Consider the following 15,881-nt stretch of genomic DNA (forward strand, 5'->3'; position numbering starts at 1 on the left):
TTCATTCATTTTTCAGCAAGTACTGAACTGAATGCCAGACTTGATCTACCGATATTGCTGACATTGTATCTTGACGAGTTGCCTGTCGATAATCTACAGGATGTTCAATTACCACTAATTTTGGATGTTGCTGAGGTGCGAGAAAACGCCCTGGGTGAAAACTGTGATACAGAGCGACCATTGGTATTCCCAAGGCCCCTGCCAGATGAGTTGTTCCAGTATCAACGCCTATATACAAATTAAGCTGACTCATGATTGCCGCGTTTTGCCGCATCGTAGTCTTACCCGCCAATGATGAGCATCTGTTTGTGCCCAATTTCTCAGCCAGCATTCGCGCACTGTTTTCACCATCTTTACTGCCTAACAGCAAAATATGCGCATACGGATAATCACGATAAATATGTTGAGCTAATTCGTAAAAGTGTTCTACAGGCCAATCACGATAGGCTTTTGCAGGGAAACTCTGTAACTGAAAACCAATTCTTAATTGTCGTTCTATCCCTTGCCGTTGAAGAAAATCTCTGGCGTACTCCGCTTCATACCGGCTTACATTATACTGCAAACGCCAATTACTCACTTCAACCCCAAGTGAATCGATTAACAGCGCCCTTTCCTGTTGAGCAGGCATAAGTTCTCTAGGCTTTGCTATAGCATACTCATTTGGGTTTTTACCAGAGATATCCGAAAAATAAACAGCCAAATTTGCTACACGTTTGGCATACTGCAATAGGGATTTATCTTGGCCATAGACTAATGCCAGATCATAGTGTCGACGAGAAAACCAGCCACACCATTTCGCCTTGCCTTTTGAAAAACCTTTCAATTGATTAATTAAATCGATATTTTCAAGGATTTCTTTCGTTTTTTTATGCACAAATATATCAATATTTGCCTCCGGCCATTTTTCTTTCAGGGCACGTATAACCGGAGTTATTAGCAAGGTGTCACCAAAACGGGCAATATTGATGATTAGAATATTTTGGGGTTGCATAATAATGAATATTAAATTATCAATCCAAAGATTGGGCACTTAAGGTACTATACAGTAAAGTGAATCACTGTTCTATTTATGGTTAATAAGCACAATAGGTATACAAAAAATAAAGCTAATGATATTGCAAATAGTTAATAAAAAACATAGATGACTCTGCTAATACGGATAAAAATAATATAAACAAAATATTACCGCTTACTTTCCATACTGGAATAAAAAATAGACTCCATTTTTTCTAACATATTATCCATGCCAAATAAGTAAGTTGCCCGTCGCAGTGAAGCCTCCCCCATTTGTAAACGTAACCCTGCATCATGCATTAATAAATCTAACTTTTTTGTTAATTGTTCGACATTTTTAGGTTCGATAATATACCCTGTATCGCCATCAATTACAGCTTCGGTAATCGCTCCTACCGATGTAGAGACAACAGGCAATCCACACGCCATTGCCTGCATGATACCTTGAGGTACACCTTCATTACCAAACGAAGGTAGAGCAAAAATATCCATTGCATTTAAGCAATCAGGAACATCCTGGCGATTACCAAGAAAGATGACACTCTCTGTCAACCCTTCCTGCTGAACTCGCGGCTCTAAATTCTTTCTTTGGGGACCATCTCCCACAAACAGCAATTGCCAATCAGGATAACGTTGATGGAGAATTTTCCAACTATCAAGCAGATAACGATGGCCTTTCCACGTTCTCATTGTGGCAACAATGCCCAGTGTTGGCTTGTCTTTGATGCCAATACGCTGACGGCTTGAGGACTTACTTTCAGGATGAAAACGTGACAAATCGATTCCTGTCGGCACAGAGGTCATATGAGACAGAGGATAATCATTATGTACATGCAGATATTGGCGTAGTTTTTCCCCCGTTGTCACAATATGCTGACCAGCATGTAAATACAGCCAACGAGTCGCAATAGATTTTGAAACATGAGTCGAAACATGACGGGTTCGAACTATCGGAGGCATACCTTTTAATGTGGCACATGCCGCAGCCACCAGCCAAGAATCAGTAGAACTATGGGTATTGATTACATCGAACTGGCGACCTTCTGTTTTTAGCCAATGACGCATTGCCCGAAGACAAGAAAGACGTTTTTTTTCAATTGGGAGCGCAACAACAGACACTCCATAATGATGAGCTTCACGGTAAAGGGTTGAAGCTGGGCAACAAACGATAACCACATGGTGTCCGCGCTGTATCATGCCCTGAGACTCTGTCAGGATACGAATTTCCTGCCCTCCCCAACCACACGATGATTCTGTATGTAAGATATTCAAGGTCTTTCTAACCATTTTAGCGCTACACCTGACGGTCCATAATTGAAAAAAGTAGTATAACTGAACGATGCATGGGCCTACACGCATAGCCCAATTTAAAATAAGCTACAGTGGCATTATCAACAGATATAAAAAAACCCAGCATAATGCTGGGCTTTTTATAATCCACTAAAATTATTTAATTTTAGCTTCTTTGTACATTACATGCTGACGAACAACTGGATCGAATTTTTTCATTTCCAGTTTTTCAGGCATAGTACGCTTGTTCTTCGTAGTGGTATAGAAGTGACCTGTACCAGCGGAAGAAACTAGCTTGATTTTATCGCGAATACCTTTAGCCATTTTTCAGCTCCTTAGTACTTCTCACCACGGGCACGCAGTTCGGCCAGAACTGTGTCGATGCCTTTTTTGTCAATCACACGCATACCTTTAGCAGATACACGCAGAGTTACAAAACGTTTCTCAGACTCAACCCAGAAACGGTGAGAGTGCAGGTTAGGCAGAAAACGACGCTTAGTCGCATTTAATGCGTGGGAGCGGTTGTTACCACTCACCGGACGCTTGCCAGTAACTTGGCAGACTCGGGACATGTCTATTCTCCAAAAATCAAATCAGCTCGAGCTTTGTATTGGGTATGACCGCCTCGTCAGGCTTAGGAGCCCATCTCAGCAAACTTTCTTTACTTACTAAAAAGAGGTTACTGAAAAGAACGTCACTGAAAAGACTCACATTTTCCCAGTAAAAAAACTTACTGAGATAGGCTCTTCTCGTCAAACCCAAGATCCTCAAAGGTGGCGTAGTATACGCCCTCATTCGCTGATGCTCAAGTCCCGAACAACTAAGATCTGATCGTATCGCGAAAAAACGGTATTAAATCCAACCTCTTTCCATAAATGAGACACAAGATTGCTTGCCAATGACGATATGATCCAAAACCTTAACGCTAACCAAGCCACAAGCCTCAATAATTTTTTCTGTCACCAATTTATCTGCCAAACTAGGTTCTGGATTGCCGGAAGGGTGATTGTGGGCAAGAATAATTGATGCGGCATTCACTTTAACCGCCTGTTTCACAATTTCACGCGGGTGAACTTCAACTTTGTTTATCGTTCCTTTAAACATTTCATCATGGCAAATAACTTTATTCTGGTTAGTTAAAAACAGCACCACAAATATCTCCCGATCTTGCCAGGATAATAAATCCTGCAAATAATTCTGGGTTATCGTGGGACTGCTCATGATATCTTCATGGATAAATTGACTGGAGAAAAACCGTTTTGCCAGTTCAGATACCGCCTGCAATTGGACATATTTGCATCGCCCCATGCCTTTATGTGCACAAAAGTCATCGTAATCCGCGGATAGAAGGTGATAAAGCGAACCAAATGATTTCAGCAGATATTCTGCCATTTGTACGACATGAACCCCCCTGGAGCCTGTACGTAAAAAGATAGCCAATAACTCCGCGTCTGTTAAGGAAACAGCGCCATAAGCCAATAATTTCTCTCGGGGAAGAAGATTTAAATGCAACTCATCGTTTCTTTCCATTACCGTCAAATCCATAATTTTCTCCCCCTTCAATATCCTTTGTTCCAACCCCTTGCCCTATAGTCCCCCATAACGATGGGTACCATCACTCACCTACATTTCGCATCTACTATTCCATGATGAAAAAATCGCCGCCAGATCGACTTGCGAGGCTTGCGCAGTGCTTCGCAAACTTGCCATTTTTGGCTGTCTAAATAGGGAAGGCTCTCAACGCAATATTTTCTTGTGATAGAATCTTAAGGAATTGCAACTGACATCTGGACAATCAAAATGACAGGATTTTCCGGCAACCCACTTTCTGGTAAACAAATAGTCCTTGGGATCAGCGGAGGGATCGCCGCTTACAAAACTGCCGAATTGGTGCGCCGTTTGCGTGATCGTGGTGCCCAGGTACGCGTTGTCATGACTCCCGCAGCAGAGGCTTTCATCACTCCACTGACCTTACAGGCAGTATCTGGTCATCCTGTCTCAGATGATCTTCTAGACCCCGCAGCCGAGGCCGCCATGGGGCATATCGAACTGGCAAAATGGGCTGATTTAATTATTCTCGCGCCTGCCACGGCTGATTTGCTGGCTCGTCTGGCCGCAGGCATGGCGAATGATTTAGTCACCACAATCTGTCTGGCTTCCTCTGCATCTATTGCTGTTGCCCCCGCAATGAACCAACAAATGTACCGTGCACAGGCCACTCAGCATAACCTGAAGGTACTTAAAGAGCGTAATGTATTGATTTGGGGACCCGCTGAAGGCAGCCAGGCATGTGGTGATGTAGGGCCAGGGAGAATGTTGGAACCAATGACTATCGTCGAACGGGCAATACAACATTTCAACACCGAGCAAAATCTTTCTGGTCTACACATCACTATTACCGCAGGACCAACCCGTGAAGCCTTGGATCCCGTCCGTTTCATCAGCAATCATAGCTCCGGTAAAATGGGTTTTTCCATTGCACAGGCTGCGACAGAGCATGGTGCTGAAGTAACATTAATTACCGGCCCCGTTAATTTACCCACACCGCAAGGCGTTAAACGCATTGATGTCAATAGTGCACTGGAAATGTATGAACAGGTTAAAGCTACCGTAACCTCACAGCATATCTTTATCGGTTGCGCTGCCGTGTCTGACTATCGTTTCAAGCAAATCGCAACAGAGAAAATCAAAAAGCAGGGTGACGAAATCACATTTACACTGGTGAAAAATCCTGACATTGTAGCGAACGTTGCGGCCATGGAAGAAAATCGTCCATTTGTCGTTGGATTTGCAGCTGAAACCCAGAATGTGGAAGAATACGCCCGCGGAAAACTCCAGCAGAAGAATCTGGACTTGATTTGCGCAAATGATGTATCTCTGGCCGGACACGGTTTCAACAGTGATACTAACGCATTACATCTATTCTGGCGTGATGGTAGTGTTCAGTTACCCCACAGTGGTAAATTACAACTCAGCCACCGCTTATTAGACGAGATACTCAAACGCTATGATGAAAAAAATCGACGTTAAAATCCTTGATCCCCGCATCGGGCAAGAATTTCCTTTACCGACTTATGCTACACCTGGCTCTGCGGGTTTAGATTTACGTGCTTGTCTGGATAATGCAGTGGAACTGGCTCCTGGTCAAACTGAACTTCTGCCAACAGGGATTGCTATCCATATTGCAGATGAACAATTGGCGGCAGTTATTCTTCCTCGCTCTGGTCTGGGTCACAAACATGGCGTTGTTCTGGGGAATTTGGTGGGACTTATCGATTCGGATTATCAGGGACAATTGATGGTTTCAGTTTGGAACCGTGGTGATAAAACTTTCATCATCGAACCCGGCGAACGCATCGCCCAGATGGTTTTTGTACCCGTGGTCCAGGCTGAATTTAATTTGGTTGCAGATTTTGAGACAAGCCAGCGCGGCAGTGGTGGATTTGGTCATTCCGGTCGCCAATAATTTTCCATAAGGCCTGATACCGTCAACTGATTTTTATATTTTTTGCTCACAATGTTTTTGATAACAATGTCTTTGATGACAATCTCTTTTGACAGCAATAACATTGTGGCAAAAAATAGCTGGATTTGTTTTGCTGTTTTAGCAGGGGTCTTACCAGACATGGCAGAAAAAGAACGTACAAAAAAGAAAAATAGACGTGAGGAAATCTTGCAGGTACTGGCACATATGCTGGAATCCAGTGATGGTAGCCAACGCATTACTACTGCAAAACTTGCCGCAAACGTTGGTGTTTCTGAAGCAGCCCTTTACCGTCATTTTCCGAGCAAAACCCGGATGTTTGACAGCTTGATTGAGTTTATTGAAGATTCCTTAATTTCACGTATCAATCTGATCCTGCAAGATGAAAAAGATACCATCACACGCATTCGGTTAATCCTCGTCCTGCTTTTGGGTTTTGCAGAAAGGAATCCGGGGCTGACCCGTATTATGACCGGTCATGCCCTAATGTTCGAACAAGACAGATTGCAAAATCGCATCAACCAGCTATTTGAGCGAATTGAAATGCAACTTCGCCAAATTTTAAAAGAGAGAAAAATCCGTGATGGGCAAGGATTCGCTTATGACGAGTCTGTATTGGCATCACAGTTACTGGCGTTTTGTGAAGGGATGCTCTCCCGTTTTGTTCGCTCTGAATTTCGCTATCGCCCGACAACTGAATTTGAAGCACGCTGGCCATTGATATTAACCCAACTGCAATAATCTAATCCATTACAATAGCTTATCGCAGTATCGTAAGTTCATATCCTTATCCAGTGAATGATAACGTGCGGATTTTTTATTGAGTTGTGTTAATATGTTCCGGCTCATTGAGTTCACTACTAAGTGACTAATAATGGCATCATTGTCGCAATCCTTATCATATAGATAGATGCCATTTCTACTACTCACCCCGCCCATCCTTGGGCGAGGGATTTTTTTCACTCAACCCAAATTACTGACCATTAAATACCGTATTCTTTGCGATAAGCTTCTACTGCTTCCAGATGAGATTGCATCTCTGGATTTTCGCGCAAATAACTTACCAAATCATTCAAGGTAATGATGGAGAAAACCTGACAATGGTAGTCACGTTCAACTTCTTGAATCGCTGAAAGCGTTTCACGCCCGCGTTCCTGGCGATCCAGGCACAAAATAACACCGGATAGCGTTGCTCCGTGCTGCTTAATGATTTCCATCGACTCACGAATCGCCGTACCTGCGGTAATGACATCATCCACAACTACAACATTACCTTGCAGAGGGCTACCAACCAGCGATCCACCTTCACCATGATCTTTAGCTTCTTTGCGGTTAAAGCAATAAGGCATATCGATATCATGATGTTCAGCCAATGCTACTGCGGTAGTTGTCGCAATCGGGATCCCCTTATAAGCCGGCCCAAACAGCAAATCGCACTTAATTCCGCTATCTAGCAACGCTGCCGCATAGAAACGACCAATCAACGCCAAGTCACGTCCGGTATTAAACAGGCCCGCATTGAAAAAGTACGGGCTTTTGCGACCAGATTTCAGCGTAAACTCGCCAAATTTCAGCACCTGTTTTTTCAGTGCCAGCTCAATAAATTCGCGCTGATAGGCTTTCATTGGGGTTTCTCCTCTTTGATCTCTTGTCATTCATTACTATATTGCAGGTAAATTTATTACAGGCATAAAAAAGGCGACTCTTCAGCCGCCTGATTTATTTATTATTTTAATGGATCTTGTTCTAACGCATCTCGCTGCGCTTTGAAAATCGTATCCAATCCCTCTTTTGCCAATGAGAGCAGTGAGAGTAACTCATCATGGCTGAACGGTTCACCTTCTGCCGTACCCTGCACTTCAATCATTCTGCCGTCATCCATCATGACGATATTCATGTCAGTTTCAGCCGCAGAGTCTTCGATATATTCCAGATCACAACGTCCTTCACCCTCAACGATGCCAACAGATACTGCCGCAACCATTGCTTTTAGTGGGCTTTCTTTCAGTTTACCTTCCGCAACTAGTTTATTTAGGGCATCGACCAGTGCCACACAAGCGCCAGAAATAGCCGCAGTACGAGTACCGCCATCCGCTTGAATCACATCACAATCCAGCGTAATAGTGAATTCACCTAGCTTTTTTAAGTCGATGGCTGCACGTAATGAACGTGCAATCAGGCGTTGGATTTCCATCGTGCGGCCTGTTTGTTTGCCTTTGGCAGCCTCACGCGCATTACGGCTATTGGTTGCCCGTGGCAACATGCCGTATTCGGCGGTGATCCAACCTTGTCCCTGGCCTTTCAGAAAACGGGGAATTCCTTCTTCAACGGAGGCATTACATAACACTTTAGTATCCCCAAATTCCACCAGAACAGAACCTTCCGCATGTTTGGTGTAATGACGGGTCATTTTAATAGGACGCACCTGCCCTGCTGACCTTCCTGCTGGACGCTTTCCTACTAAGCTCATAGTGTGATCTCCGTTGTTCGTACATTTTAGGGGCGCATTATACGGCCTAAAGCGGCGAATGCCTATCCTGCATCTACACGGAGCGCTATAATCCGCACATCATTTTATAAATTGGGAACGAATTATGATCCGTAGTATGACTGCTTTTGCACGGAGAGATATCAGGGGAGATTGGGGAAATGCAGCGTGGGAACTGCGTTCTGTCAATCAGCGTTACTTAGAAACCTATATTCGCCTGCCAGAGCAATTCAGAAGCCTTGAACCTGTCATCCGTGAGCGCATTCGTTCCCGCCTGACGCGCGGTAAAGTAGAATGTAACCTGCGTTTTGAGTTGAATACCCTTAGCCAAAATTCCTTGCTCCTGAATGAAAAACTAGCAAAACAACTGGTTGACGCAGCAAGCTGGGTTAAACAACAGAGCAATGAAGGTGAAATTAATCCAGTAGATATCCTGCGCTGGCCAGGCGTAATGTCTGCCGAAGAACAGGATTTAGATACCATCAGTGCACAATTATTAGCAGAATTAGATCTGACGCTAAATTCTTTTATCCAGAGTCGTGAAACCGAAGGACAAGCGCTCAAGTCATTGATTGAGCAGCGTTTGGATACGGTAACTGTGGAAGTGACTAAAGTCCGAGAACAAATGCCGGCAATACTACAATGGCAGCGCGAGCGCTTACAAACCAAGCTGGAAGAAGCACAAATTCAGTTAGATAATAATCGCCTTGAGCAAGAGCTAATTTTATTAGCCCAGCGTATTGATGTGGCAGAAGAATTGGATCGTCTGGATGCCCATGTCAAAGAAACACGTAATATCCTGATGAAAAAAGAAGCCGTCGGCCGCCGACTGGATTTTATGATGCAGGAATTTAACCGCGAATCAAATACATTGGCTTCCAAATCAATTAATGCAGATGTAACGAATTCTGCGATTGAGCTGAAGGTATTGATTGAGCAGATGCGCGAGCAGATTCAAAATATTGAGTAACGCTTCTTAGCGAATCACGGCACATCATAAAGCCAGTAGATACCTTGTTATCTCTGGCTTTTTTTTGGTCATGAATCCAATGGTTAGATTTGTTATGAAATATAATAGTTACGCTCAATGAACGTGCCTATCACTTTATCGTGCATTGCTTCGGAGTTACCATGATTTTTCTTTACCGCAACGGTATCAAGATCCGTGATAACGACAATACATTAGAAAACTTAACAGTAGATGCAGCTACGGGTGAGAAGACTGTTGAGCAGTCGGCGCAACATCTGCGCGAATTGGTGGACTATACTGACCCAAGCTGTAAGACATAATCACAACTTACTTTTTATGGGAATGAGTGAACACCTTGTTTTGCCGTGTACCCCTAGAAAATATTGAATAACACCAATCCAGCATTCATGCTGGTTTAAGCTACTTACTCAATGAACAGATTCATCTGGCGACCCACGATAAACCCGCCATGAAAATCCCTGATGTGATGTTCATGGCGGATGTCCAAAACTTTCCCGATGACTATCAATGGGAAAGAGCAAAACGTTTAGGTGTCTCACAATCAGCTATTCATTACGCCTTGAAACGGCTTCGGATCTCCATCACCTCTAACTCTTGTTCTAAATTGTGGGAGAATAGGAGCAATACGATTACTCATTATCTTACCTTGCCAAACAACGGAATGGCATTGCCAGATCCTGTCGATTTCAAGTTACAAACCACAAAGCAGTAGCTTGGAAAATAACCGGATAAATTTCAACACAAACTTACTGCCCTCACAAAAATTCAGGTTAGACTATTGAATAATAGTAAAGGGGAATGATGGATATGACAGCGTGATAACCAGCACTCTTCTTAGTTGAAATATAGATATATTGAAGAGGTTGATAATGAAATTAACACCTGAAAAATTGCTATCTGCAATAGAAAAATACGCCCATGCTCCTGAGAAACAACGCTCCTTAACCCCAAAGCAAATACAATGGTTTTCCGATCCAGAAAACGTCTTCTTGTTGATTAGCCTGGTACTAGCACTGCCCAAGGAAGCGATGACGGAGATAGGCGACAGCATTAACCATTGGCTTGAAGCTGCCATAGCGGAACTTGCATTAACAGCAAACAAATTGCCTGCTGAAGCCAAGCAGCAGCTTGAAGAAATCATTGAGCAAATATTGGTTCATACCAAAGAAAAATTTGAGATTAATAGCGAATGCGTGTTGCTATGTATATCCATCCTGAAAAGAAATCAGTTTCATATCAAAACTGATATCACCCAACTACTGGATGCCCCCCAATACCCTGATAACACCAACATAGCGACTTTTCCTAAAAAACCCTTAAACTTAAACCAACTATTTAAGCAGTTTGAAATTCATTCTGGCATTGAATTTGTTGGCTTTTTTGAAAGCGGTCTTTCCGTCGTTCCTCATGAAGCCTTACCTCATCTATTGACGGAAGTCGCCAAGCATTCATGGGGGATAGATGCCCTGCTATTACTCACTCAATACTTTGAAGAACCCATTGCCCTTGCCTGTGCGCAAACATTGGACGATTGCTCTTCTTCTGCATGGGCAAATTTATCCTACCTGCAACTTGTTAATTTGTGTGCACGGTTTAACCGCCATCCTGCCATTAATTCCTGTTTTAAGCGCTGGAAAAAAAAGGCGATGTCGCACCACAATAGAGCACAGGAAACAGCGAAGATACACGAATTATATGTCACTCATGTTGATGGAAATGACTGTGCCAGCATGATGATGACAATCACGCTGGATGGTCAAGAATATCAAATGAATATGATGCTGGATTTTAAATCTGGTATCCGCGAGAGCTTCAAGAATGTTGCTCCTGAGAGAACCATCCCCGAACTGATTGAAGATTTAGGCAATAATGAGGCTTATGTTGACTTTACTCCGGTTTCCCCTGACTGGCTGCAACAGATTTTACCGTGGATACTTTCAGTTCAACAGAATAAAAACACTCCGCTCGATCTCGACTCACTGTATTGGTTGTCACAACTTCCCATCGAATGGACACAGCCAGAAGCATTTAAACTTGAACACTGGAGCCAGAAATTCGGATATCAAGTTGATCCGAAGCGACAGGATCAGAATCGCCTTGGCATCACCATGGGTTCATCATTAATACTGTCTTGGCTGGCGCCAGAAGAATGCTTGTTGAAAGCGAAAAAACCCAGAGACTTATTGAAGCTCTACTATTATGCAAACCGAGAGCTGTTTACTGAACGTCTGACTTATTCCGCTTCAATCGAACAATACAGACTGTCATCACAAGCGCCATATTTGGTCGATCAATATTTAGATTTGGCTTATGCCCTCAGAGATCCTGGACTAAATCGCAAAAAATTTGCTTTATTTGATACTTTGTCTGAACTCAGCTTTGAATATTTCTACATGGAACAAGAGGAAGAGATTGAACCGCAAGGTTTGGTTCTCAAAGTAAGCTTATTTGATGCAACGCCAGCCGTATGGCGCCGGATCCGTGTCAGCAATCAGCTAACACTCAGTGAATTTCATGATGTGATACAAACTGCCATGGGTTGGGAAAATGCTCATCTATTCAGTTTTAGTTTTGCAGGAATCGACATTCCTGAAGAACATTATGACCAAATGTGCATCGGCGCATTTCTGGGTGATGTTGGCGACGAACTCAATTACCAATATGACTTTGGTGATGATTGGTTCCATCAAATAACAGTAGAGAAAATCCTGCCAAAAGATATTATCCAGCCTGAAGTCACCGCAGGTAATGGTATGTGTCCGGCAGAAGATTCTGGTGGCATTTGGAATTGGAACTATTTGCTCAAGTTGAGAAGAAAGAAACTCCTGACTGAAGATGAAGCAGAGCAATTAGAATTTGTGGGATTATCCCCAAGTGAATCACTAGAACCTTTTGATAAAAAAAAGGTTAATAAGAATCTCCAGGCATTCGCTAATCACTAAAAATCAATAAACCGGAGGAAAAGAATAGCCTCCGGTTTCCTTATATATCCACACGAAAAGTATTATGAATAAAACTACAGGGGAATTACTTAATGGAAAATGGAAGGTCAGAAAATAAGTTAATCATGGAAGGAATCAACGGTGCTTCTCGCATTAATGTACAACAAAAAAACGCCAAACAAAGTGATCGATTGGGTAGTCCGACGCCAGATTGGGTAGCCGAGGAAGTGCCTGTTGCATTAATCTATAACGGTATTTCCCATGTCGTGATGATGGCGAGCCCAAAAGATCTTGACCATTTCGCTATCGGGTTTTCTTTATCAGAAGGAATTATTACATCTGCGCAGGAAATTCGAGGGATTGATTCAATAGTCAGCTACCACGGTGGTATTGAACTGCACATTGAGCTTTCCAGCCGTCGTTTTGCGAGATTAAAAGAGCGCCGACGCACTATGGCTGGGAGAACGGGTTGCGGTATTTGCGGCACAGAACAACTCTCAGAGATCTTTCGCCCAATTACCCCCCTGCTTTTCACCCAAACATTTTCGCTCTCCTACCTTGATACAGCACTTGCCCAATTACCACATGTTCAGGAAATCGGCGTGCTCACTGGCTGTACCCATGCGGCGGGTTGGATTGACTCAGAGGGAAAATTGCTTGGTGGTTATGAAGATGTTGGCCGCCATGTTGCACTGGATAAATTACTGGGAATGCGAGCAAAAATGGGCTGGCAACAAGGTGCTGTGCTGGTTTCCAGCCGTGCCAGTTATGAGATGGTGCAAAAATCTGCCAATTGTGGGGTAGAAATTTTATTTGCCGTTTCTGCTGCAACCTCACTCGCCATTGAAATCGCACAGAAATGTAACCTAACGCTGATCGGATTTTGCAAGCCAGGACGGGCAACAGTATATACCCACCCTCAACGATTAGTGGATTAATTGAAATCCACAAATTCATTCCATCCTCAAAAAACAATTTAATTTCATCAATTCAGCTCTGATTTGCACAAGCAATGGGATTAAACAAACAAGAAACATAAGTATAACTTACGATTTACATCGCTGTTTAGCCAACATACATTTTATTTGCTGCGCATTTTTTGCGCGCACCTTGCACAAAAAAAGTTCAGGACGCTCTTATGACAGGATAACAAGACATTCAATACTCTGTGAGGTTGCTTATGAAAAAGCTCAATATATTAATCGCCATGTTAGGCATTGTTGGATTTACTACACAAGTTCAGGCAAAAATTGAATATGGTATAAGCCAACAAGAAACCGATCCACACCTTATAATCGGAGAAGTAAATGGTGAACCCGCTCTGGGTATCACTTTACCCATAGCAAAAGATCAACTACTTCCTGCCTCTCAATTGAAAGGTTTCTCTACACTTGACAAGAATGGCATCTATCATACCGAAGTGGATGGTGCAAAATTTGGTATCGAAAATCAGTATATCGATATCGGTCAGGTTCCCAATACAGAAGTTTACTTTGGGGAATGGGCACAAAAAACGCCCGATAAATCGGATGTTACTCATACTGTTTTTTATGCAGGTAAAGATGCTACAACCAATCTGCCCACTGGCGGCACTGCGGCCTATACAGTAAAAGGCCTGAGCCAATATAGCGGCAGTAATCTCCTCTCCGGCAAACTCGTCGCAAACTTTGGTTCTAAAAAATTGGATGGCTCACTGAGTAATGGTTCACTAAATATTGGTATTAATGCCAATATAAATGACAATGCCGGATTTTCAGGTAAAGCCACAGCCAACGGGAGTATTAATGGGGTTACCGATGGGAAATTCTACGGTAATTCCGCCTCCGCGCTGGCAGGGTATGCCAAATTTGATGGCGACAGAAACAAAGATACTGCTTTCGGCGGTGCTAAAGAATAATTATTTATCCTCCAGAAAACAGTGTCATTTTGACACTGTTTTCCACTTCATATTTTTAATAATTATTACCTTTATATTTCAATAAATTATTTTCTAATTTAAATAAACTCTAATTGTGCAAGCCATGAAACAAAACAAATATAAAACGTAATAATAATTTGTTATTTACACCACTATTTGTCCAGTATACATTTTACTTGCTGTACATTTTTTTCTCATAAATTTCACTCCAAAAATTCAGGACGCTCTTATAACAGGATAACAAAACACTTAATACTCTGTGAGGCTACTTATGAAAAAGCTCAATATATTAATCGCTATGTTAGGCGTTATTGGATTTATCACACAAGCTCAGGCAAAAATTGCGGATAGTATAAACCAGCAGGAAACCAATTCCCATTTTCTATTCGATAAGGAAAAGGGGGGAATTTACTTTGGGGAATGGGCACAAAAAGCGCCTGATACTTCGGATACCACCCATACTGTTTTTAATGCAGGCAAAGAGGTAACAACCAAACTGCCTGATAGCGGTACTGCAATATATACAGTAGAAGGTACTACAGACCTTCATGACCATAGCCGTGATTCTCTTTCCGGCAAATTAACCGCAAATTTTGATAGCAAAAAACTGGTTGGCTCACTGAACAATAGCTCACTAACTATAGGTATTGATGCCAATATAAAAAACAATGGCTATTTTTCAGGTAAAGCCACAGGCAGCGGTACTTTTGATAGAGTGTACTATAAGAAAATGGATGGGATTTCCCTTGGGAGATTAGCTGAATTACCTTATATTGGTTCCTTTCTGACCGGAGGGGTTATATTCAATAAAGAGAGAAAAGCTGCTATATTCCAAGGAGCTAAACAGCAATAATTTATCCTCCCAAAAACAGTGTCATTTAAGGCCCTGTTTTCCTCTTTACCCTATACGAATATTTTATTTTTATTTCAAATAATTGACGTCTAAATTATGTGGATTCTAATTTTAGTAAGCAATGGAAACTAAACAAACAAAAAACATAATAATAATTTATCGTTTACACCACTATTTATCCAGTATACATTTTATTTGCTGTGCATTTTTTACGCATAAATTTCACCTCAAAAATTCAGGACGCTCTTAATAACAGGATAACAAGACATTCAATACTCCGTGAGGATACTTATGAAAAAGTTCAATATATTAATCGCTATGTTAGGCGTTGTTGGATTTATCACACAAGCGCAGGCAAAAATTGTGGATGGTCTCAGTCAGCAAGAAACCAACCCTAATTTTCTGTTCGAGAAAGAAAAGGGGGAAATTTACTTTGGGGAATGGGCACAAAAAACGCCCGATACTTCGGATATTATCCATACTGTTTTTAATACAGACAAGGAAGTGAAGGAAGTGATAGCCGAGATACCAAATAACGGTACAACGATCTATACAGCAAAAGGCATTACAGACCTTAGTGGCCGTAATTATCTCTACGGCAAATTAACCGCAAATTTTGATAGCAAAAAACTGGTTGGTTCAATAAGCAATAGTTTACTAACTATAGGTATTGATGCCAATATAGAAACCAATGGCTATTTTTCAGGTAAAGCCACAGCCAGCGGTACTATTGGTAAGGACTACTATGAGAAAATTAATGGGATCTCCTTTGGGAAATTCATTGAAATACCTTATATCCAGCCCTCTCTTTCAGGATGGGCCATATTTAATAAAGAGGGAAAAGCTGCTATGTTTGGCGCCGATAAACAGTAATAATTCATCACCCGAAAACGGTGTCATT

General features: G+C 42.2%; 16 protein-coding genes and 2 pseudogenes. 11 read left to right on the forward strand and 7 right to left on the reverse strand.

Going from position 1 to position 15,881, the window contains the following annotated elements; genetic code table 11:
* Window position 1 precedes the first annotated feature (1 nt).
* The 5 genes from ACE1SE_RS18505 to radC form a co-directional block, all read right to left on the reverse strand.
* Window positions 2-991, reverse strand: coding sequence for a glycosyltransferase family 9 protein (locus ACE1SE_RS18505; RefSeq protein WP_374052095.1), 990 nt, complete (start codon window positions 989-991; stop codon window positions 2-4).
* A gap of 191 nt (window positions 992-1,182) precedes the next feature.
* On the reverse strand, window positions 1,183-2,301 hold the full coding sequence (locus ACE1SE_RS18510) for a glycosyltransferase family 4 protein (protein WP_374052096.1): 1,119 nt from the start codon (window positions 2,299-2,301) through the stop codon (window positions 1,183-1,185).
* A gap of 159 nt (window positions 2,302-2,460) precedes the next feature.
* A complete protein-coding gene (gene rpmG, locus ACE1SE_RS18515) occupies window positions 2,461-2,628 on the reverse strand; it encodes a 50S ribosomal protein L33 (RefSeq protein ID WP_010847629.1) in 168 nt (55 codons plus the stop codon).
* A gap of 11 nt (window positions 2,629-2,639) precedes the next feature.
* Window positions 2,640-2,876: a 50S ribosomal protein L28 gene (gene rpmB / locus ACE1SE_RS18520; protein WP_038239873.1), complete on the reverse strand. Its 237-nt coding sequence runs from the start codon at window positions 2,874-2,876 to the stop codon at window positions 2,640-2,642.
* Window positions 2,877-3,156: 280 nt separating this feature from the next.
* Window positions 3,157-3,849 (reverse strand): RadC family protein, encoded by a 693-nt coding sequence (gene radC, locus ACE1SE_RS18525; RefSeq protein WP_374052097.1) that lies wholly within the window; start codon window positions 3,847-3,849, stop codon window positions 3,157-3,159.
* Between the two features lie 255 nt (window positions 3,850-4,104).
* Here radC and coaBC point away from each other — a divergent pair, with 255 nt between their 5' ends.
* The 3 genes from coaBC (at window position 4,105) to slmA (ending at window position 6,529) form a co-directional block, all read left to right on the forward strand.
* On the forward strand, window positions 4,105-5,334 hold the full coding sequence (coaBC, locus tag ACE1SE_RS18530; protein ID WP_374052098.1) for a bifunctional phosphopantothenoylcysteine decarboxylase/phosphopantothenate--cysteine ligase CoaBC: 1,230 nt from the start codon (window positions 4,105-4,107) through the stop codon (window positions 5,332-5,334).
* Window positions 5,312-5,770, forward strand: coding sequence for a dUTP diphosphatase (gene dut, locus ACE1SE_RS18535; protein WP_047771552.1), 459 nt, complete (start codon window positions 5,312-5,314; stop codon window positions 5,768-5,770). Before coaBC ends, dut begins: the two co-directional genes overlap by 23 nt.
* 159 nt (window positions 5,771-5,929) lie before the next feature.
* Window positions 5,930-6,529, forward strand: a complete 600-nt coding sequence (gene slmA / locus ACE1SE_RS18540; RefSeq protein WP_374053712.1) for a nucleoid occlusion factor SlmA — start codon at window positions 5,930-5,932, stop codon at window positions 6,527-6,529.
* Window positions 6,530-6,771: 242 nt separating this feature from the next.
* On the opposite strand, the gene pyrE is transcribed toward slmA, so the two are convergent.
* Window positions 6,772-7,413, reverse strand: a complete 642-nt coding sequence (gene pyrE / locus ACE1SE_RS18545; protein WP_374052099.1) for an orotate phosphoribosyltransferase — start codon at window positions 7,411-7,413, stop codon at window positions 6,772-6,774.
* A 101-nt stretch (window positions 7,414-7,514) separates the two neighbouring features.
* The gene (rph, locus tag ACE1SE_RS18550) at window positions 7,515-8,258 is read right to left on the reverse strand and encodes a ribonuclease PH (RefSeq protein WP_374052100.1); all 744 of its coding nucleotides are present in this window, start codon (window positions 8,256-8,258) and stop codon (window positions 7,515-7,517) included.
* 124 nt (window positions 8,259-8,382) lie between these two features.
* On the opposite strand from rph, the gene ACE1SE_RS18555 reads away from it, so the two are divergent.
* The 8 genes and pseudogenes from ACE1SE_RS18555 (at window position 8,383) to ACE1SE_RS18590 (ending at window position 15,853) form a co-directional block, all read left to right on the forward strand.
* Window positions 8,383-9,246, forward strand: a complete 864-nt coding sequence (locus ACE1SE_RS18555; RefSeq protein WP_374052101.1) for a YicC/YloC family endoribonuclease — start codon at window positions 8,383-8,385, stop codon at window positions 9,244-9,246.
* A gap of 149 nt (window positions 9,247-9,395) precedes the next feature.
* Window positions 9,396-9,566: pseudogene (locus ACE1SE_RS18560) on the forward strand (type II toxin-antitoxin system death-on-curing family toxin); the annotation flags it as partial.
* 131 nt (window positions 9,567-9,697) lie between these two features.
* Window positions 9,698-9,862, forward strand: a pseudogene (locus ACE1SE_RS18565) (IS630 transposase-related protein); the annotation flags it as partial.
* A 274-nt stretch (window positions 9,863-10,136) separates the two neighbouring features.
* Window positions 10,137-12,209: a plasmid pRiA4b ORF-3 family protein gene (locus tag ACE1SE_RS18570; RefSeq protein WP_374052102.1), complete on the forward strand. Its 2,073-nt coding sequence runs from the start codon at window positions 10,137-10,139 to the stop codon at window positions 12,207-12,209.
* Between the two features lie 92 nt (window positions 12,210-12,301).
* Entirely contained in the window at window positions 12,302-13,147 is an 846-nt protein-coding gene (fdhD, locus tag ACE1SE_RS18575) for a formate dehydrogenase accessory sulfurtransferase FdhD (RefSeq protein ID WP_374052103.1), read from the forward strand.
* 242 nt (window positions 13,148-13,389) lie between these two features.
* Window positions 13,390-14,106, forward strand: coding sequence for a Slam-dependent surface lipoprotein (locus tag ACE1SE_RS18580; RefSeq protein WP_374052104.1), 717 nt, complete (start codon window positions 13,390-13,392; stop codon window positions 14,104-14,106).
* 292 nt (window positions 14,107-14,398) lie between these two features.
* Window positions 14,399-14,980 carry a HupA family protein gene (locus ACE1SE_RS18585; RefSeq protein WP_374052105.1) on the forward strand — a complete coding sequence of 194 codons (582 nt, stop codon included), beginning with the start codon at window positions 14,399-14,401 and terminating at the stop codon, window positions 14,978-14,980.
* Between the two features lie 291 nt (window positions 14,981-15,271).
* Entirely contained in the window at window positions 15,272-15,853 is a 582-nt protein-coding gene (locus ACE1SE_RS18590; protein ID WP_374052106.1) for a HupA family protein, read from the forward strand.
* The last annotated feature ends 28 nt before the right edge of the window (window positions 15,854-15,881 follow it).

It is taken from the genome of Xenorhabdus taiwanensis (assembly GCF_036512875.1).
In the GTDB taxonomy this organism is placed as follows: Bacteria; Pseudomonadota; Gammaproteobacteria; order Enterobacterales; family Enterobacteriaceae; genus Xenorhabdus; species Xenorhabdus taiwanensis.